Source organism: Rummeliibacillus sp. JY-2-4R (assembly GCF_053847205.1).
Map to the genome: position 1 here is coordinate 2,268,188 of NZ_CM132623.1, position 18,302 is coordinate 2,286,489.

The 18,302-nt window shown below is 34.6% G+C and carries 18 protein-coding genes; 4 read left to right on the forward strand and 14 right to left on the reverse strand.

Annotation, left to right across the window (positions count from 1 at the left end):
- Window positions 1–17 precede the first annotated feature (17 nt).
- From ACWV26_RS10945 to ACWV26_RS10975, 7 genes are all read right to left on the reverse strand, one after another.
- Window positions 18–842 (reverse strand): MetQ/NlpA family ABC transporter substrate-binding protein, encoded by an 825-nt coding sequence (locus ACWV26_RS10945; protein ID WP_455894795.1) that lies wholly within the window; start codon window positions 840–842, stop codon window positions 18–20.
- A 123-nt stretch (window positions 843–965) separates the two neighbouring features.
- Window positions 966–1,784, reverse strand: a complete 819-nt coding sequence (locus tag ACWV26_RS10950) for a MetQ/NlpA family ABC transporter substrate-binding protein (RefSeq protein WP_455894796.1) — start codon at window positions 1,782–1,784, stop codon at window positions 966–968.
- Between the two features lie 17 nt (window positions 1,785–1,801).
- Complete coding sequence (locus ACWV26_RS10955; RefSeq protein ID WP_455894797.1) at window positions 1,802–2,467, reverse strand: methionine ABC transporter permease; 666 nt, start codon at window positions 2,465–2,467, stop codon at window positions 1,802–1,804.
- A complete protein-coding gene (locus ACWV26_RS10960) occupies window positions 2,460–3,227 on the reverse strand; it encodes a methionine ABC transporter ATP-binding protein (protein ID WP_455894798.1) in 768 nt (255 codons plus the stop codon). Before ACWV26_RS10960 ends, ACWV26_RS10955 begins: the two co-directional genes overlap by 8 nt.
- A 118-nt stretch (window positions 3,228–3,345) precedes the next feature.
- Window positions 3,346–4,470 carry an FMNH2-dependent alkanesulfonate monooxygenase gene (ssuD, locus tag ACWV26_RS10965; RefSeq protein WP_455894799.1) on the reverse strand — a complete coding sequence of 375 codons (1,125 nt, stop codon included), beginning with the start codon at window positions 4,468–4,470 and terminating at the stop codon, window positions 3,346–3,348.
- A gap of 929 nt (window positions 4,471–5,399) precedes the next feature.
- The gene (locus ACWV26_RS10970; RefSeq protein ID WP_455894800.1) at window positions 5,400–6,422 is read right to left on the reverse strand and encodes a pirin family protein; all 1,023 of its coding nucleotides are present in this window, start codon (window positions 6,420–6,422) and stop codon (window positions 5,400–5,402) included.
- A gap of 239 nt (window positions 6,423–6,661) precedes the next feature.
- Entirely contained in the window at window positions 6,662–7,192 is a 531-nt protein-coding gene (locus ACWV26_RS10975; protein ID WP_455894801.1) for a hypothetical protein, read from the reverse strand.
- Between the two features lie 281 nt (window positions 7,193–7,473).
- Here ACWV26_RS10975 and ACWV26_RS10980 point away from each other — a divergent pair, with 281 nt between their 5' ends.
- Both ACWV26_RS10980 and ACWV26_RS10985 read left to right on the forward strand, forming a co-directional pair.
- Window positions 7,474–8,187: a pirin family protein gene (locus ACWV26_RS10980; protein WP_455894802.1), complete on the forward strand. Its 714-nt coding sequence runs from the start codon at window positions 7,474–7,476 to the stop codon at window positions 8,185–8,187.
- Window positions 8,187–8,465: a hypothetical protein gene (locus tag ACWV26_RS10985; RefSeq protein ID WP_455894803.1), complete on the forward strand. Its 279-nt coding sequence runs from the start codon at window positions 8,187–8,189 to the stop codon at window positions 8,463–8,465. Before ACWV26_RS10980 ends, ACWV26_RS10985 begins: the two co-directional genes overlap by 1 nt.
- Before the next feature lie 358 nt (window positions 8,466–8,823).
- On the opposite strand, the gene bla is transcribed toward ACWV26_RS10985, so the two are convergent.
- From bla to ACWV26_RS11000, 3 genes are all read right to left on the reverse strand, one after another.
- Window positions 8,824–9,741 carry a class A beta-lactamase gene (gene bla, locus ACWV26_RS10990; protein WP_455894804.1) on the reverse strand — a complete coding sequence of 306 codons (918 nt, stop codon included), beginning with the start codon at window positions 9,739–9,741 and terminating at the stop codon, window positions 8,824–8,826.
- A gap of 164 nt (window positions 9,742–9,905) precedes the next feature.
- Window positions 9,906–10,691: an arylamine N-acetyltransferase family protein gene (locus tag ACWV26_RS10995; RefSeq protein WP_455894805.1), complete on the reverse strand. Its 786-nt coding sequence runs from the start codon at window positions 10,689–10,691 to the stop codon at window positions 9,906–9,908.
- 100 nt (window positions 10,692–10,791) lie between these two features.
- Window positions 10,792–11,376: a LysE family transporter gene (locus ACWV26_RS11000; protein WP_455894806.1), complete on the reverse strand. Its 585-nt coding sequence runs from the start codon at window positions 11,374–11,376 to the stop codon at window positions 10,792–10,794.
- 111 nt (window positions 11,377–11,487) lie between these two features.
- On the opposite strand from ACWV26_RS11000, the gene ACWV26_RS11005 reads away from it, so the two are divergent.
- Window positions 11,488–12,042, forward strand: coding sequence for a helix-turn-helix domain-containing protein (locus ACWV26_RS11005; RefSeq protein WP_455894807.1), 555 nt, complete (start codon window positions 11,488–11,490; stop codon window positions 12,040–12,042).
- 399 nt (window positions 12,043–12,441) lie between these two features.
- Window positions 12,442–13,779, forward strand: a complete 1,338-nt coding sequence (gene brnQ / locus ACWV26_RS11010) for a branched-chain amino acid transport system II carrier protein (protein WP_455894808.1) — start codon at window positions 12,442–12,444, stop codon at window positions 13,777–13,779.
- A 66-nt stretch (window positions 13,780–13,845) separates the two neighbouring features.
- On the opposite strand, the gene ACWV26_RS11015 is transcribed toward brnQ, so the two are convergent.
- The 4 genes from ACWV26_RS11015 to ACWV26_RS11030 all read right to left on the reverse strand — a co-directional run bounded on the left by ACWV26_RS11015 (window position 13,846) and on the right by ACWV26_RS11030 (window position 18,217).
- Window positions 13,846–15,300, reverse strand: a complete 1,455-nt coding sequence (locus tag ACWV26_RS11015; protein WP_455894809.1) for a GMC oxidoreductase — start codon at window positions 15,298–15,300, stop codon at window positions 13,846–13,848.
- Window positions 15,301–15,662: 362 nt separating this feature from the next.
- On the reverse strand, window positions 15,663–16,112 hold the full coding sequence (locus ACWV26_RS11020) for a DinB family protein (RefSeq protein ID WP_455894810.1): 450 nt from the start codon (window positions 16,110–16,112) through the stop codon (window positions 15,663–15,665).
- Window positions 16,113–16,160: 48 nt separating this feature from the next.
- Window positions 16,161–17,540, reverse strand: coding sequence for an ATP-binding protein (locus tag ACWV26_RS11025; RefSeq protein ID WP_455894811.1), 1,380 nt, complete (start codon window positions 17,538–17,540; stop codon window positions 16,161–16,163).
- Window positions 17,537–18,217 carry a response regulator transcription factor gene (locus tag ACWV26_RS11030; protein ID WP_455894812.1) on the reverse strand — a complete coding sequence of 227 codons (681 nt, stop codon included), beginning with the start codon at window positions 18,215–18,217 and terminating at the stop codon, window positions 17,537–17,539. Before ACWV26_RS11030 ends, ACWV26_RS11025 begins: the two co-directional genes overlap by 4 nt.
- Window positions 18,218–18,302: the final 85 nt, after the last annotated feature.

Sequence of the window (18,302 nt, forward strand, 5' to 3'; positions counted from 1 at the left end):
GAAACGCCAAATAAATCTTATTCAGGCCATGTCACTACATTACTATAATTTTTTAATACAAATTGTTTTACTTCAGCAGATTCAAACTCTTCAGCAACCTTTTTAATAATTTCATCATCTTTATTGTCCTCGCGAGCAACAACAATACTTGTATAGTAATCATCCGGTTTTTCCTTAATAATTGCATCTTTTGCTGGAGTTAACCCTGCTTGAAGTGCATAAGTACCCATTATAGCTGTCAAATCTGAATCTTCATAAGCCTTTGGCAACATCATTTGTTCCACTTCTACAATTTTATATCGATGTTTATTTTCGATGATATCTTTTTGAGTAGCTTCAGCTCCTACTCCATCCTTGAGCTTAATTAATCCGTAACGATCCAATAAAACTAAGGATCTTCCACTGTTTCCTGGGTCAGCCGGTATCGTAATGACCGCCCCGTCCGGAAGTTCTTTAATGTTTTTGTATTTCTTGGAATATGCTCCAAAAATATTATTGAACGTCTTAGCTACCGGCACAAGATTCCAACCTTTCCCCTTAATAGCGCCGTCTAAATAACTTTGATGTTGAAAATAATTTAAATCGATTTCTTTATTATTCAAAGCTTGATTTGGTATGATTACATCAGAAAAATATTTAATTTCTAAATGAATTCCATCATCTTTTAAATTGTCCTGAACCACTTTTACTATTTCCTTATAAGGTTTCCAATCTAAGATTCCAATTGTTACCGTCTTATCTTCAGTTGAATTACCAGAGCCCGATTGTGTTTTAGTCCCACATGCCACTAAGAGCAAACTCATAATAAGAATAAATACACTTAATAATTTACTTTTGTTCATATGAACCTCCAAAGATATAATTGGTTTGTTAATAGTAGACAGTGGCAATTGTCTAGTAGGTGGAACTAAAAGAACACCTTATAATTGAACTAAAATATTCTTTTATCTCCCTTCTTATCTTTTCTATTGCCAGATAGCTACATCAGGGTAATTTTCTAGAAGAAATTTTTTCGCTTCAGGTGATTCAAAAGCTTTTGCTACCTTTTGAATCAATTCATTGTCTTTATTGTCAGGACGTGCTACTAAAACACTTGTATAATCATGCCCATTTACTTTTTCTTTAAGTAACGCATCTTTTGCTGGCTTTAGTCCTGCCTGAAGCGCATATCCACCCATTATAGCTATCAATTCTGCATCTTGATAAGCTTTTGGTAGCATCATTTGATCGATTTCTACAAATTTATAATGATGTTTATTTTCAACGATATCTCTTTGACTAGCATTGAAACCTGCACCTTCTCTAAGTTTGATTAAACCATGCTGTTCTAATAGTTTTAACGATCTCGCGCTATTACCCGGATCTGCAGGAATGGTTATAGCAGAACCATCTGGTAAATCTTCAATGTGTTTATATTTTTTAGAATACACACCAAAGATTTGATCAAACGTATAGGCTACAGGAGTTAGTTTTGTATTATTTGCTTCATTTGCTGCACGTAAATACCCATTATTTTGGAAATAATTTAAATCTACTTCTTTATTGTTTAAAGCTTCATTTGGCAAAACAACGTCAGAAAAATATTTAATTTCCAAATTGATGCCTTGTTTTTTTAAATCTTTCTGAACAAATTGCAAAACACCATCATATGGTTCATAATCAACTGCAGCTATTTTAACAGTCTGATTTTTTGTACCTGCTCCACTTGTGGATGATGTTCCGCAAGCACTTAATATTAAAGTGAATAATGCTATCAATATCGAAATAACTGAAATTCTTTTCATCTAAATTCCTCCAAATGCTATAATCTCTTATCTAATTTCCTAACAAGAAAATTCCCTGTAAATTGTACTAACTGCACTAGTACTACAATTATTAAAATGGTAAAAACCATAATTTCTGTTTCATATCGATAAAAACCATATCGAATAGCAAAATCTCCAATCCCTCCTCCACCAACAATTCCTACTATTGTTGAATACGAAATATAGCTGACTGTAACAATGGTGATTGCATTCACAAGTCCTGCTCTAGCTTCTGAATAAAGTACCTTCCATATAACTTGGAAGCGATTTGCCCCCATCGATTCAGCGGCCTCAATGACTCCTCGATTAACTTCTAGTAAAGAAGATTCTACAAATCTAGCGAAATATGGAATGCAACTTATCGTCATAGGCACGATGGCTGCAGTGGTTCCAATAGAAGTTCCTACAATCAATCTAGTTAAAGGGATAATAGCAATCGTTAGAATCAAGAAAGGAAAAGAACGAACTAAATTGACTACCGCATTTAAAATGGTGCTAAATGCAGGAGTCCCCACCAGAGAACCTTCGCGTGTCAAATAAAGTAAGGTACCAACTGGTGCACCGAATAGGACTCCTAAAAATACAGATGTAATAACCATGTATAACGTTTGACCCAGTGCCACTTTTATTTCCGGTAAAACCGGGATTATTGTTTCAAACATAGATAATTTCTCCCTTCCTAACAGGTTCGGATTCACTAAATAGAATTTTGGAAATCACTGAGTTAGGTTTTATATTCGTATCAGTCATATTAAACCTCTCAACTATTTTCCCTTGTTCCATAACTGCCACCTTATTACAAATTCTTTTCACCACACTCATTTCATGTGTGACAATAACAATAGTGATACCAAGTTCATGATTAATTTTTTGTAAGTATTGTAAGATGGTTTCTTTTGTTTGCGGATCAACAGCTGATGTAGGTTCATCGCATAAAAGGACTTTCGGTTGTGTCGCAATAGCCCTAGCTATAGCGACACGTTGTTTTTGACCACCACTTAATTTCGCAGGATAAGAATTTACTTTATCAAGCATATCTACTGTCTCTAAGCATTCTAAAATTCGTTTCTTTCGGTCATTTTTACTTACACCCGATAGCTCTAATGGAAATCCAACATTATCAAACACCGTACGATTCGTAAGTAAATTAAAATGTTGAAAGATCATTCCAATCGATTTACGTTTTGACAATAATTCTTTACGTGACAATGACATCATATTTTCCCCGGCTACAATGATTTCACCTGAATCAGGTTTTTCCAACAAATTGATCATCCGTAATAAAGTAGATTTTCCTGCGCCACTAAAGCCTATAATCCCATAAATATCTTCTGCATGAACTTCCAAATTCACTGAAGAGACAGCATTAAAAGGGCCGTCTGGAGTTTCAAACTTCTTATTAACATCATTAATCCTAATCATTGACTCTACTCCTTCATGAAATATTTAAATACAAAGGTAACCAACAAAATAAATTAATAACTTATTATTTGTATAAATTTACTTGGTTTTATAAGGAAGAATCCCTCTATAAAACCAGTTATTTAGTAACAGTCGATTTAAAATCACCACCAAACGGACTAAGGAAGGTTCGTTGATTCGATGTATCCTTTCTTTCAATCGGCAGTTTAGGGAATAATAATTCTGCTGTGGTATAAGCTTCCTCTAAATGCGGATATCCGGATAAGATGAATGTTTCGATACCAAAATCAGCGTATTCTTTCATACGGGCTGCAACTGTGTCAGGGTCTCCTACTAGAGCAGTACCTGCACCTGTTCGCACTAATCCTACGCCTGCCCATAAATTAGGACTCACTTCTAATCGGGCACGGTCTCCTTCATGCAGGCTCGTCATTAAGCGTTGGCCTTCTGAATCCATCCGCTTAAATACTTTTTGTGCTTGCGCAATCGTTTCGTCATCCACGTATTCAATGAGCTGATTCGCTACTTTCCATGCTTCCTCTTCGGTTGGACGTACAATGACGTGTAGTCTTATACCAAATTTCACCTTTCTTCCTTGGGTTGCTGCGAGTTGGCGTATTTTATTTATTTTTTTCTTCACTTGTGCAGGCGGCTCTCCCCATGTTAAATAGACATCGACATGCTCTGCAGCCACATTCATAGCAACGGGTGAGGAACCTCCTAAGTATATAGGTGGGTATGGCTTTTGAACCGATGGATATGGCAATTGTCCTCCTTCAATTCGTAAATGGTCTCCTTGTATATCCACTTCTTCTTCTGTAAATAATCGACGCCATATCGTTAAGAACTCATCTGTTAACTCATAGCGTTCATCGTGATTTAGAAATACACCTTCTCCTGCCATTTCCACTGGATCACCTCCAGCCACCACATTAATTAATAATCGACCACCAGAAAAACGATCCAAAGTGGCAGACATACGTGCAGCAAAGCTTGGTGACATTAATCCAGGACGTACCGCTACTAGAAACTTAAGTTTTTGGGTAACAGGTACGAGCGTAGATGCGACAATAAACCCTTCTTCACATGTTTTCCCTGTTGGGATTAGAACACCTGTATAACCTAAATCATCGACTGCTTCTGCAATTTGCTTACAATAGTTATACGTTGCGGGGCGTGAACCTTCACTATTATTTAATTGACGGAAGTCTCCATTTGTAGGAATAAACCAAAATATTTCCATGTTTTTTTACATCCTCTCTAATAAGTTAATGAAATTTTGAGAATCTGGAGATTTATTATAATTTGAATATTTCGAAATTTAAAAAGAGAACTTTTTCTTATTAATAATCTCTTTAATTATATTTGTCATCTTATAAACCGATATATGTCCAATAAGGTGTAATCTCTGATTATTAAATATCCTATTGCTAAGATTGTATATTTTTGATTCAGTATTTGTAAAAAAAGTAAGGAACTTCTCAAGAAATACACCATCAAAACAATTAATCGTGCTATATGTTTTGTTTTTTTCACCAAACCAGCCAATACATGTATCCCCATTGAATTACTTGGAATAATAGCAATATACTCCTATTCATTAAAATAAAAATATGTTGAGATTAGAGATAAAAACAGCACTATTCCCCCCTTTATTTAGAAAAAATAAAGGCTCCCATTTCGTTATAATTAGAAATGAGAGCCTCCAGTTTTCTAGTCGGCTATTAATTTTTGTTAATACTAAAATAAATCATATTAACCCAATCTGTCAAGTATACATTTAGGAAAAAATGAACATTTTTTACACTAAAAATATAATTCCACTTCAAACTAAATTAATACTCTTGTAGGCTAGGTCATGCCTAATAAATTTAACTAAAATTAAAGAATATTGGTCCTTATAAAAATGTATATTTATTGAATAGGCATAGCTTTTTCCTAAAAGCCTACAAGTAGAGAAGGTGAAAACCTTCTTCACCAATTTCAAAGTCCATAACTACTAAAAATAAAAACACGACTTAGCAAGAATTATGCGCAGTCCACACATATATTCCACTAAGTCGTATAATTAGAATTTTAGTTTATATGATTAGTTTCAAACACACAGCATCTGCACTTTTGGAGTGTCACTACAGTTTGAATAAAATACCCCTTATTTTTAAAGAAAGGTGGTTACCTTTTCTCAACTCTTCCATCTGCATGGCGTGCAAATCTTCCTGAGTCACGCTTATTTACAGGATCAGGACGACCCCACTGCCAGCCACCAAAATGTGTTTGTTGATATTCGTTGAATGCATCACGAATTTCCTGTTTCGTATTCATAACAAATGGTCCATAAGATTCAACCGGTTCTTGTATCGGCTCACCTTCCAAAAGGAGCATATAACTTTCAGATGATCCATTAGTAATTGTGATTTCCTGATCACCCGCAAGCTTTACGCGATGGTATTTTTCAATCGTTGTTTCTTCTATATCTTCTATATTTAATGTGTCTCCTTGATAAAAATATAAATTTCTTGTCATTTCTTCTGAAACAGATGGCAGTGTAAATGTTGCATTTGGTTCCATCTTAATTAGGTAAATACCTACATGATGATTTTTATCGTTTGCCCAAGAAACATTGTTTGGTTCCAAACTAGCCTTACCAAGCATATTTCCTGCAATCAGTCTTACAGTTGTTTTCTGCCCATTCGAAGCAATCTCTTGTACTTCTGGGATATCCTCAGCCCATAACATTTTATAATCTGGTTCAGCGAATTTATCTTTTGCCGGTAGGTTCAACCATATTTGGAATAGTTCAAGCGGATTATCTCTGTCTTGATGGATAAGAGGAAACATTTCAGTATGTTGGCAGCCTTTCCCAGCTGTCATCCATTGAACATCTCCATTTCCGAATCGTCCTGATGATCCATAAGAATCAAAATGATCGACAAAACCTTCAAGAACGACAGTTACCGTTTCAAATCCTCTGTGGGGATGTACAGGAAACCCTGGAACCGTTGTGCCATGATACATTCTAAAACCATCACGCAATGTAAAATCTTCACCAAGATTTCTACCTTCCAATGATACATTTGGTCCTTGGTCTTCGTTTCCTGATGGATAGACATCTTTGTGGTGTACGGTTATTAGGAATGGATCTTCTGTCTCCCATGGAAATCCTAACTTTTGTATTTTCATGATTTTACTATTCACTTCTATTTCTCTCCTTTAAAAGCCATCCTGTTGTGAAATTATCTATTTAGTTTAATATTGTTCCTTTTTTTCAATATGGCTCACTTCCATAATCAATTTACATCTCAAGTGAAAAAAATACAATAAAAATATCTCGAATTAAAAGTATTATCTTCATCTCTTAATTTCACGCTGAACTTTTCTTTACGAGAGAATAGACTTGTAGTTGGAATTTCTGATGTAATTAACGGAAAAAAATATTACATGAAGTTTTCAGCATCTGGTACGTCAACCAATGTACTAACTGAAATACGTGTAATTAACCGACTTAATTGATTTGCTTCTTTTTCAAGCATTTTTGCCTTTTCTTTAAATAATGGAATATCATAAGTGAATTCTTGTATGATACGCTCATTTGCATAACCAGATGTTACATTAACTGGTTTTTGGCTACCTAAAGTTTTATAGGTTAAGACCGTTGCTTGTAGATCTTTTACATAGCATTGTGCCTGTTCAAGATTCAATTCCATTTCTTCGCCAGAAGCAGTAGTATGATCAAATACAGTCTCATGTTTTACTAGATTCAGTTTGTCATTTAAAAAACGAGCATATTTTCGAAGATCATCTAATTTATTTACTTGTGAAAGGAACTGTTCATTCGTCACTTCATCCACTTTTAAATCGTTATTTATCACGATATAAGCTCCATGACTAACTTCTTTAGATGTTTCACGAATTTCATTTCTCACAGTATCTTTCAACTTTAGTAATTCATCTATAGAAATTTTCATTATTAAACACTCCCCTTTTTATTTTGTTGCTCCATCATTGTATCGAACCAATGACTTTTGCTGACTATGCAATTGTTTTACCACTTAATTAAGGGTACTAAACAGTGCACGGCTACTAAGGCTCAATATCCGTATTTTAGGAGCATGATAAAAAAGAAAACAGATGCCCCGAGGCAACTTACTTACAAATCCATCCTGCCCTTGAATTTCCACTCAAACTTCTATATAATTATCTCAAATTCGAGATAATTACAAAGTATGATTTAGAAAGGTGATACTATATGATCCAGGTTAATCCATCAAGCAAGCGTTTTTTGGCAACAAGTGATTGGCAAGAAAGTCATTTCAGTTTTTCATTTGGTCCCTATTATGATAAAGAAAATATCCAATTTGGCCCGTTGCGTGTTTTAAATGATGATATTATTCAGCCTGACAAAGGATTTGGAATTCATCCACATCGAGACGCTGAAATTATTTCTATAGTTTTAAAGGGAGAATTAAAGCATAAAGATAATCTCGGAAATGTTGGAACATTGCAATATGGTGATATTCAACGAATGACAGCTGGAACGGGTGTGTTGCATTCAGAGTTTAACCCTTCTCTAGATGAAGAAACTCATTTTTTACAATTATGGATTTTACCTAATGAAAAACAATTAACACCTTCTTATGAAGATATTTCATTTGATAGTGACAAAATCAGAAATAATCTATTACCAATAGTATCAGGTAACATGTACGAAAATGTAGCGATGATTCATCAAGATACTACACTCTATTTATCACAATTAGATACTGGTAAAAAGCTTCATTTTGAGCAAGAAAAAGGAAGAAGAACTTATCTATTTGTCATTGAGGGAGAAGTTTTACTAAATGGTGATATCATCCTTAACAGAAGAGATGATGCCCGTATCACAGACCTTGACCATTTAACAATAAAAGCAACACAGGATGCGTTCCTCCTATTGATTGATTTACCTGGAGGTGAAGATTAATGTTATACATTCGCCATGCAGTTGGAAGCAGACTATTCTGTGAACCAAAAGAGTACGAAATAAAGTCAACAGATAATGAAAGTGTTTGGGAAATTTCTTTCATCACCGACCGAGAAACAGCTGATACACTTTTAGAATTTCATGAAGAATTGAATATCTTTGAGGCAGAAGGTAATCAAAAAACATGGTATTATTCCTCTGAGGGAGATGCGCGTTATATAGAGGATGAAAGTAAGTTCAAAATCTCTGCTGACCGTAAAACTGTTTATACAGTTTGATAATTCTCTTAAAATTTAGGGTGCCTGTCACCTATCAAAATTTACCCAATAGATGTTGTGGATAAATACAAACAAAACCTCAGTAAATTTTACACTCCTCAGGTTTTGTTCTAATCCACACATTTCAGGCCCTGCAGCGCATCTGGTAAGACGAAATGATTGTGCGATTTAAGTATAATAGACGAATGGTTCTAATAAAGTTAATGTAATTTTATTTATTAAAAATATGCAAAAAGAATTATCAACTTTATATTAATTATATAAGTAATTGGCTAGGCCCTTGGTATAGTGGACTAGCCTATTTTTTATTTCTTTTCACAGTTTACTCTTCAACAATCTTCATCACATACTAATTTTTCTACTTAAGAGCGTTAAGTGCGACCTTTGCAGATTCTGCGATAAGCGTATTGTCATAAATGGCATTCTGTGTATCACGGCTGGATAGAATTGCGATTACAATGGGAGCTTTATTTGGTGGCCAAACAATCGCAATGTCATTCCGTGTTCCATAGCTTCCTGCCCCGCTCTTGTCATCGACTTCCCATCCTTTTGGTGAACCAGCTCGGATTAATGCATCACCAGTAGTATTTCCCCGCATCCAATCCGTCAGAATTGTACGTTTTTCAGTTGAAAGCAAGTCGCTAGTTGCAAAAGCCTGGAGGCTGGTAGCAAGTGCTTTTGGTGTGCTTGTGTCCTGTTTATCTCCAGGTATAGCTGAATTCAAATCCGTCTCGTAGCGATCAACTTGGGTAACATTGTCACCAATCTCTCTCAGTGCACTTTCAAATCCTTTAGGGCCTCCCAACTTCTCTAATAAAAGGTTACCAGCGGTGTTGTCACTATATCGAACAGCAGCCTCCATAACTTCCCGAAGAGTCATCCCGGTATCTACGTGAAGCTGTGTTACAGGTGAATACGAAACGATGACCTCACTGGTGTATGTAACTAATTCGTCGATTTTATCAATTGAGTTATGCTGCAGCAATGCACCAGCGGCAAGTGCTTTATAAGTAGATGCGTAAGCGAACCGTTCATCGGACCGATAGGAGACCAACTGATTTGTACCTGTATCGATAGCATAGACTCCAAGCCGGGCATCAAATTTGCTTTCGAGATTCGCAAACTCATGGTGCAAATAGCCTGGTGTATTCTTGACTGTCTTAGCGGGCTTGTCAAAAAAGTTATGGGTGGGCATTGACCAGCCGGCGAGAGGTACAATTGCAACCATTAGCGCAAGGAAGGCAATTTTAAAATGATTCATTTTTAAAAAAATCATTTGTTTTCCTCAACATTTTAACCTCTTTCTATTTATAATAGATGTGCTGAAATAATCTGGCTCTATCCCATCTTCTTCAAGGGAACGATACCCTAATATCATCCAATTTAAGTCTGTTTCATGAATTTAGTGTACTCTGCTCCCCGCCTCTGGTGTTATAAGCTTTATCTCTTTTTAAGATTAAAATACTCCTTCAATAGCTCTTTGAACCTAGAATTGTCAATTTCTTCTTTTGTAACATTTCCATCAATCCATTGTGTGAATGAAGTATTAGTTAAGGTTACATTTCCTTCTGTTGTAAGTCGTGTAATTAAAGGGTTCTTGTTAAATGAAGATTCTTCGTGTTCGGCGATAATCGTTTGGATTTCATTAAATTCAGAAACATCGTATATAGGATTCCGGGAATCGAAGGCATATCCTATTTTCCATGCTGTATCCTTGTGTTTCAATTTCATCTCAAGTATATAATCTCCATGTTCACTTTTCACTTTCTTAATCCGAAATTCCCCATTGCTAGAGGTTACCGCCTCTCCACTAAATGGAACAGGTTTTAATGGCAAATTCCCTCCAAAGCCTGTATCGATTAAGTATTTTTGATTTTCGTGAGTTAGAAGAATTGTTACATGTGTTCTTCCAAGTTTTAAATAGTTTTGTGTAGCATTATTGTAAATCACTCCACGTGCAAGGGCTGCATTAAAGCCATTTTCGATTAAGAAGAAATACAAGATCGAATTTAACTCATAACAAAGTCCGCCTTCGTTATTTACTAGTATTTTATTGACTAAGTTTTCTCTAGTAATATCACTTGTTTTATTTTCAACAATACATAAATTTTCAAAAGGAATGCTTGTCGCCGTTTTTTCAAGAATTTGATTCAACGTTTCAAATGTTACATCCACATTCTCTGGAAAGCCAATTCTTTTACGAAATAAATCATTCAATTCACTCATTTACCTTTCCCCCAATAATCATTTTTAATTAGTATCTCTATTAAGTATAAAGTAAAAATACATTATTTGGATTTAATAAACTTTCTACTCTTTCTTAGAACTACCCTTCGAAAAAAATTGAGATTGCACTATAGATGAGCAATAAGCCCATCACTACATTAAATGGTTTTTCATATTTTGATAGAAATTTTTGAAACAATGACCCGAAAATCGCCCAGAAAGCGGTACCTGCAAATCCGCCAAAAGCTAGAACAACCGAAAATAAAATCATACTTATATTTGATTTGTAAAACGGAAAGATAAAAAGAGAAATTGCAGTAACGCCGTACAATATCACCTTGAAATTAATAAATTGTAAAAGTATGCCAGAAAAGAACGAGTTTAACTTCTCATCCTCACCTTTTTTCTGCGTTTTACTCCTCATTATTTTAAATGCAAGGTAAATCATATACAAACTTCCCAAAATACTCATCACGAACTTAATTTTAGGTATGAAACTATACAATAGAAGATTAAAATAACCACACAATAACATTATAACCAACATACCGATTGCTACCTCAAAGACAAAATTGAGAGACCTTTTAAATCCATATTTATTTGCATTTGACATAGCCATGATATTATTGGGTCCAGGTGTAAAACTGGTCACAAAAACATAAAGCAAAAACGGAACTAATGACATTTGGTATCCCCCCCTTATATGTTATAATGTACAAAATGTACGTTTTAACGATTATACTTTGTAATTATACAACATGGACGTTATAGCGCACAATAGGAGGTGTGAATACTTTTGGAGAACATTAATGTTGTACTTGCGAAAAATCTTAAAGCGCTTCGTGAACAAAAAAAATTAAGCCTCGATAAGGTTGCAGAAATGACAGGTGTAAGTAAAACCATGTTGGGACAAATAGAACGGAGGGAATCAAATCCATCTATTAGCACAGTGTGGAAAATAGCAAACGGACTAAAAGTTTCTTTTACTTCCCTTATCAATGAACCTCAACCAGATACAGTGATTGTGATGAAAAATGAGATTCAAGAGTTATATGAAGATAACGGTAAATACAGACTGTATCCGTTTTTTCCTTTTGAAGATGGAAGACGATTTGAAATGTATTCTGTAGAAATGGATAGAGGTGCTTATTTAAGTGCTGAACCACATAGGGAAGGAACACAAGAATTTATAACAGTGTTTGATGGGGAACTGACAATCCGCATAAATAATGAAGAATATTCAGTAAAAAATGGAGATTCCATACGCTTTAGAGCTGATAAGCCACATGTTTACCATAATTCCGGTAATACAATTACAAGGATAAGCATGGTGATTCATTATCCTATTTAGATAAATTATGAAGCCCCCTTTCAAAATAGAAAGGGGGTAATTTCAATATCTATTTTATTAATTTGAATAATAGGGTTATTAGGCACAGTTTTAAAATAATAATACATAAAGATTTCAAACTATTTCTTTCATAGTTAAATTGAGATTTATTTTTTATTAAAATAACCAATAACTTATATAAGACCTAGGTTAGGTAAGAACAATTAATAGGATAAGGCTAGATTGAAATTTGGAATCTAGTCAGAAGGATATATAATAAAAAATTAAAAATATTATTGAAATAATAACATGACTTGATTATAATATGTTAGTGCTGTTTACATTCAACATTTTTATAATTTTCTAAAAATTTTAGTTTTTTAGAAATAGTATTTTTTGTTATTTCACGGAGGTTTTAACTTGTCTAATAAAGTACCATTTTCATTTATAGTAATTATTGGTTTAATGCTTTTTGCACTATTCTTTGGGGCAGGAAATTTAATTTTCCCACCCATGCTTGGCCAATCAGCAGGCACGAATATCTGGTCAGCTAATGCAGGGTTTTTAGTAACAGGCGTTGGATTGCCATTACTTGGTGTGTTAGCATTTGGTTTTTCTGGTAAAGATGATTTACAGTCATTAGCGAGTCGTGTGCATCCTATTTTTGGTATTGTCTTCACAACAGTTCTTTATTTAGCAATAGGTCCTTTATTTGCATTACCAAGAACGGGAAACGTTTCTTTTGAGATAGGTGTCAAACCTTTTTTATCTGAAAATTCTAGCTCTCTGCCTTTACTTATTTTTACCATCATCTTTTTTGGTATTTCATGCTTTCTTTCTCTCAATCCTGCGAAAATTGTCGAAATCGTAGGTAAAATTCTGACTCCAATCAAGTTAACGTTTATTGGGATTCTAATAGTTGTTGCCTGTATTTATCCAATCGGCGATATCCAAGCACCTATTAAGAAGTATACCGTACAGCCATTTTTTAATGGATTTAGAGAAGGGTATTTAACAATGGATACTCTTGCATCTTTTGTTTTCGGTATTATCATCATTAATGCTATTAAGGCAAAAGGTGCACAAACTAACAAACAAATTCTGATTGTTTGCGCAAAAGCAGCTACAATTGCCGCTATTATCCTAGCAACCGTTTATACAGCTCTTACATACATTGGGGCTACAAGTGTAGAGAAACTTGGATCATTAGATAATGGTGGTACTATCTTAGCAAAGGTTTCGGAATACTATTTTGGAACTTATGGCGGAATCTTATTAGGATTAATGATTACAGTTGCTTGTTTAACTACAAGCGTAGGGCTTATTACGTCTTGTTCTGCATTCTTCCATAAACTTCTTCCAAAGATTTCTTACAAAACCATTGCGATTATTTTATCTATTTTTAGTGCAGTTGTTGCTAATATTGGATTAACACAGTTAATTGCTATTTCTGTACCTGTATTAACAGCCATTTATCCATTGGCTATTGTATTAATTTTCTTAACATTCCTACATCCCTTCTTTAAGGGAAAAGCTGAAGTTTATCAAGGAAGCTTATTTTTCACATTTATTATTAGTTTCTTTGATGGATTAAATGGGGCTGGTATACACTTTTCATCTATCGATTATTTCTTCAATGCTATTCTTCCTATGTATGACATTGGGCTTGGATGGATTATCCCTGCTATTATTGGAGGATTCATAGGGTATGGAAGTAGCCTATTACGAGTGAAATCTAGTCTTAATCTAAATAATTAATAATACATTTTAAAAAGAAGTCTAGGCAAAATGCCTAGACTTCTTTTTTATGAATTGAAAGTTAATTTAAGATTGGCCTGATTGTCGAACAATATGATCTGCTAGTCTAATAGCTAAAGCAGAGTTAGAAAGAGTAGGGCCAGCTGCAGTTAGGCTTGGAAGCACACTATTATCCGCTATAAATAAACCTTGAACACCATGTATTTGACCATGACGATTTGTCGCTGAAGTATTTGGATCATCACCCATTCTGCAGGTAGAGGACTCATGCATGTCAGCACCTGGTGGACGAAGAACCAAAGAAGATTCATCGAGAGTTACTCCCATGGCTTTTGCAGATCGTCTAATTCCATCTTCTACGTTCTTAGCATTTTCTCTATCCTTATCACTTAAGGAATACTGAACTTGTTGCCAAGGTACACCGTACTCATCCGTATCATTAGGATCAACATATACCCTATTTTCTTTTCTTGGCTCCACTCTGCCAAAAGTTGCGTATACAACCATGAGCTCATCTGGTAATACCTTATCTTCAAATTGCTGGTATGACCAATACTGGTTTGGTCCTAGTATTTGGATGTGAAACGGATCCTCATCCGTTTCAAACTTTAATATAGAAAGATTTCCAAGGTTATCCGAAAATTCTCTTTTACTAATCGTTCCAATCCCAATCATCGACACATGGCCTGTCAAGTATTGTCCAATTGCTGGTCCTTGAATTCCTGAATTAAGCAGCAGTCGCGGAGTCTCTAGAGTGCTAGCAGAAACTACTACATTCTTTGCTCGTATGGTGTGTGACTGCTTATTCGCATCAAATACTTCCACACTTGATACTCTCCCATTAGGTGCATTCACTTTATATACATATGCATCCACTGCAAGATCATACTGCCGATCAAAACGAGCCGCTGCCAAAGCATTAATGGAACTATACCATGGATTGGAGTGGATTTCTCCTTGATGCGAAGGTGTCATATCAAAAGCCAGAGGCATATCATCAGCTTCTAAAATTCCTGCAGCATGAAGTCGTTTTAACATAATATTTTGCATGGATGAACCTTTCGCATAATCCTTTGTTGTATGCAATAATTTTTCAGCCATTCCATAATATACATCTAACTCTCTCCGATTAATCGGCCATTTATTTAGCTCGGAACTTATCGGTCTTGGGGTTGCTGCATTCCAGAATAACGACCTGCCTCCAAGTGCATATACCATTGTTGCACCGGAAAATTGCGGTAAACGTTGTCCTAAAGGAGTTGAATTACTTGGAACCAGTTCATCCCTTGATGTATTAACATTCTGGGTTGGAATATTTTGCGCGTGGGAATGAAATAATTTATCTCCCTTTTCCAAAATCCCAATCTTCTTAGCTCCTTGATACTTCCATAATTCACAAAGTCTTTGTAATACTGCCCCACCTCCGGGACCAGACCCTACAATTAGGACATCGTATTCTGTTCCTGACATTTCATCAAGGGTTTTTGTTGGAATCCAATTATTCTTATATCTCACGACCATCTTGGACACTCCCTCCAAAACAAATGAAAATCAGTTAAGGATATGTTCTGTAGCTCCATTTAATGTCAAGGACAATCTCATAATTCCTTTTTGTAATTTTTATAACATTTATTCACTCCAATTACGCAAATGATGGAAAAGTCATCCTCTTTATCACTACTTCTTCATTAAGAAACCTGCCTCATTTACTTTTGTATAATTCTTCAAGACTTTATTTGACGTAGAAAGAACCAAAGCAAAAAGAGATGACCATCAAAATATAATAGTCACCTCTTTATTGTTTAAAAAATGAGTTCATTAGCAATGATTAACCATTTCAGACTTTTTTGATGTGAATACATGACATCATAAACCGATTACAACTATCTCACAAATGTAATAAAGTCAATATTAATTGGTTCAATACCATCTGCTCGAAGTCGTGAGTTAATCTGTCCTCGATGGTAGTGACCATGCAATGCTACATGAGTTAAAATATCCCGTACAGAACTCTTAAACTCTTTTCCTTTACTATTTGTGTAGGATATTAATTTGTATAGGTCTGTATTTGCTAAATTAGTTAAAAATGATGTTAAACTCTCTTCATTTTGCAAAACAAGTTCTGCACATACTTCTATATCGACCTCTGACCATATAGGCAATTGTGAACTGTCCAATCCTCGTAATCTAGTTAGCCATACTTTTTCTGCAAAAAGGATATGGGAAAATAAATGGCACACCTCTTGATTTTCATCTTCAATACTTTGCAATGTTTCGAGAATACGTTGATTAGCCCAATTTAAATGCTCATACATCTTTTGAATAGTATTCAATAATAATCACACCACCAATCATTAGATTTGAAAAAAATAATGAAATTTCTACCTAACTGGTAACTCTACAATAAAAGTAGATCCCACTGATTCTTTACTATTCACAATCACATGCCCCCCATGCAGTTTAACAATGGTAGCAACAATCGATAATCCCAAACCTGATCCCTCAATTGTTCTTGTACGTGCTAAATCTACTCGATAAAAACGTTCAAATATCCTATTGCTTTCCGTATCTTTCATGCCTATTCCTGTATCCTTAAAAGTTACGGAAACAAATTCTCCTTTATCTTCTATGGATATATCTATGCTTCCGCTCGGTTTATTATATTTAATTGCATTAGATAAAAGATTATCCCAAACCGTATTAAGCAAGGATTGGTCCCCAGTAATCTCTATACTTGGTAATGAGTAGCTAAGCATAATCCCCTTTTCACTTACCAACCATTGGTAATGATGAACTAATTCCTTTATTTGTTCACTCACGTTGAAGGATTTTTTCTTCAATATATCTTCATTACGATCTAATGACGCGAGTAGTAACAATTGTTTAGTTAAGGTAGAAAGTCGTCTAATTTCACCGTTAATGATTGAAATGTATTGGCTTCTTTCTTCTTGGCTTATGGATTCATTTTCCAGTAAATTCGTATATCCCTTAATATTTGAAAGTGGTGATTGTATATCATGAGATATATTGGAGATGAATTCTTTCCTCACGTCATCCATTTGTTCAAGTTTTTTCGACATGCTTAAAAAACTTTGAGTTAGTTCTCCTAACTCATCATGACGAGCAACAGAAAGATCTACATTAAACCGACCATTTGCAAGTAATTTGGTCGCTTTTGTTAGGCTTGATATCGGTTTTACTAAATATTTAGTACTAAACATCACCATGACTATGCTCAAGGCTATAGAAAGTATCAGAATCCAACCAAATAAATTGTGCATTTCATTAAAAAGAAGTTTGATATCTGGTCTAATGAATAATGCATAGTTTTTTCCTTTATATTTCAACGGAACACCAATTGTATTTTCTAGTTCATTTGCAAAAAAGCCAGTTACAAATGTCTTTTGGGGAAAATGAAGCATTCCATGATAAATCCCCCCATTCAACACATACTTTTGAGTTGAAACGGATAGATTTTTATTTCTGAAAGAGGCACCAAAATAAGATTGATTATTGGAAGAATCAACTAAATAAATTTGATATCCAATTGTAGAGATATTTTCTAAATAGTCATGGAGATTTATACTTGAATAATCGTTTACAAACGAAGCAATAGATTGCGCAATTTTTGTGTTTTTTTGATCGTTATAGGGTTTTAATTTTTGCTGGTAATAAGCGTTAGAGAGTAAAAAGGAGACCACACTACTTATAATCATGATACCAACGGTCATCACAACAAATTTTACATAAAGAGATCTCATCCGCGTTTTGCCTCCAATAAATATCCGACTCCACGCACTGTTTTAATTTGAAAATCATCCGTAAATTCAGAAAATCGTTCTCTTAATCTTTTAATATGAACATCTACTGTTCGTTCATCCCCTTCATAATCTAAACCCCAAATCTGTTCAATGAGATGATCCCTGGAAAATACTTGCATTGAATTTGACATCAGAAAATACAAAAGTTCAAACTCTTTTAAAGGTAAAAGTATTGTTCGAGCTCCACTTTGGACTTCATAACTTTTTTTATTTATGACTGTACTTCCGATTTGTATAATGGTTTCGTCAGATTGATTGTCATATCGCCGTAATAAAGCTTTTATTCGGAAACTTAATTCCTTCGGTTCAAATGGCTTGACTAAATAGTCGTCTGTCCCTGCACGAAATCCTTGTTCCTTATCCTCGATTTGATTTTTGGCTGTTAATAGAATGACAGGAATATCATACTTCTTTCGAATCTCTTTCGTGAGTTCGTAGCCGTCCATAAAAGGCATCATAACATCTACTAGGGCTAGATTACATAATTCCTTATGAAGTATGTTCAAAGCTTCGATACCATCTTTTGCTAGGAATACTTTATACCCTTGTTCAGTTAAGTGGATATTTACTAATTTTAAAATATTGATATCATCATCAACAATTAAAATATTTTTCATTAAATTACCCCCCGTATAAAATTATAATTATTTCCACGAAAAAAACTGTATATGAAGAAAATGCCCAATACAATATGACGGGCTG

Excerpts from the sequence above, each read along its gene's own strand:
- ACWV26_RS10945 (WP_455894795.1), bottom strand. The coding sequence starts at position 842 with ATGAACAAAAGTAAATTATTAAGTGTATTTATTCTTATTATGAGTTTG.
- ACWV26_RS10950 (WP_455894796.1), bottom strand. The coding sequence starts at position 1,784 with ATGAAAAGAATTTCAGTTATTTCGATATTGATAGCATTATTCACTTTA.
- ACWV26_RS10955 (WP_455894797.1), bottom strand. The coding sequence starts at position 2,467 with ATGTTTGAAACAATAATCCCGGTTTTACCGGAAATAAAAGTGGCACTG.
- ACWV26_RS10960 (WP_455894798.1), bottom strand. The coding sequence starts at position 3,227 with ATGATTAGGATTAATGATGTTAATAAGAAGTTTGAAACTCCAGACGGC.
- ssuD (WP_455894799.1), bottom strand. The coding sequence starts at position 4,470 with ATGGAAATATTTTGGTTTATTCCTACAAATGGAGACTTCCGTCAATTA.
- ACWV26_RS10975 (WP_455894801.1), bottom strand. The coding sequence starts at position 7,192 with ATGAAAATTTCTATAGATGAATTACTAAAGTTGAAAGATACTGTGAGA.
- ACWV26_RS10980 (WP_455894802.1), top strand. The coding sequence starts at position 7,474 with ATGATCCAGGTTAATCCATCAAGCAAGCGTTTTTTGGCAACAAGTGAT.
- ACWV26_RS10985 (WP_455894803.1), top strand. The coding sequence starts at position 8,187 with ATGTTATACATTCGCCATGCAGTTGGAAGCAGACTATTCTGTGAACCA.
- bla (WP_455894804.1), bottom strand. The coding sequence starts at position 9,741 with ATGATTTTTTTAAAAATGAATCATTTTAAAATTGCCTTCCTTGCGCTA.
- ACWV26_RS10995 (WP_455894805.1), bottom strand. The coding sequence starts at position 10,691 with ATGAGTGAATTGAATGATTTATTTCGTAAAAGAATTGGCTTTCCAGAG.
- ACWV26_RS11000 (WP_455894806.1), bottom strand. The coding sequence starts at position 11,376 with ATGTCATTAGTTCCGTTTTTGCTTTATGTTTTTGTGACCAGTTTTACA.
- ACWV26_RS11015 (WP_455894809.1), bottom strand. The coding sequence starts at position 15,300 with ATGGTCGTGAGATATAAGAATAATTGGATTCCAACAAAAACCCTTGAT.
- ACWV26_RS11025 (WP_455894811.1), bottom strand. The coding sequence starts at position 17,540 with ATGAGATCTCTTTATGTAAAATTTGTTGTGATGACCGTTGGTATCATG.
- ACWV26_RS11030 (WP_455894812.1), bottom strand. The coding sequence starts at position 18,217 with ATGAAAAATATTTTAATTGTTGATGATGATATCAATATTTTAAAATTA.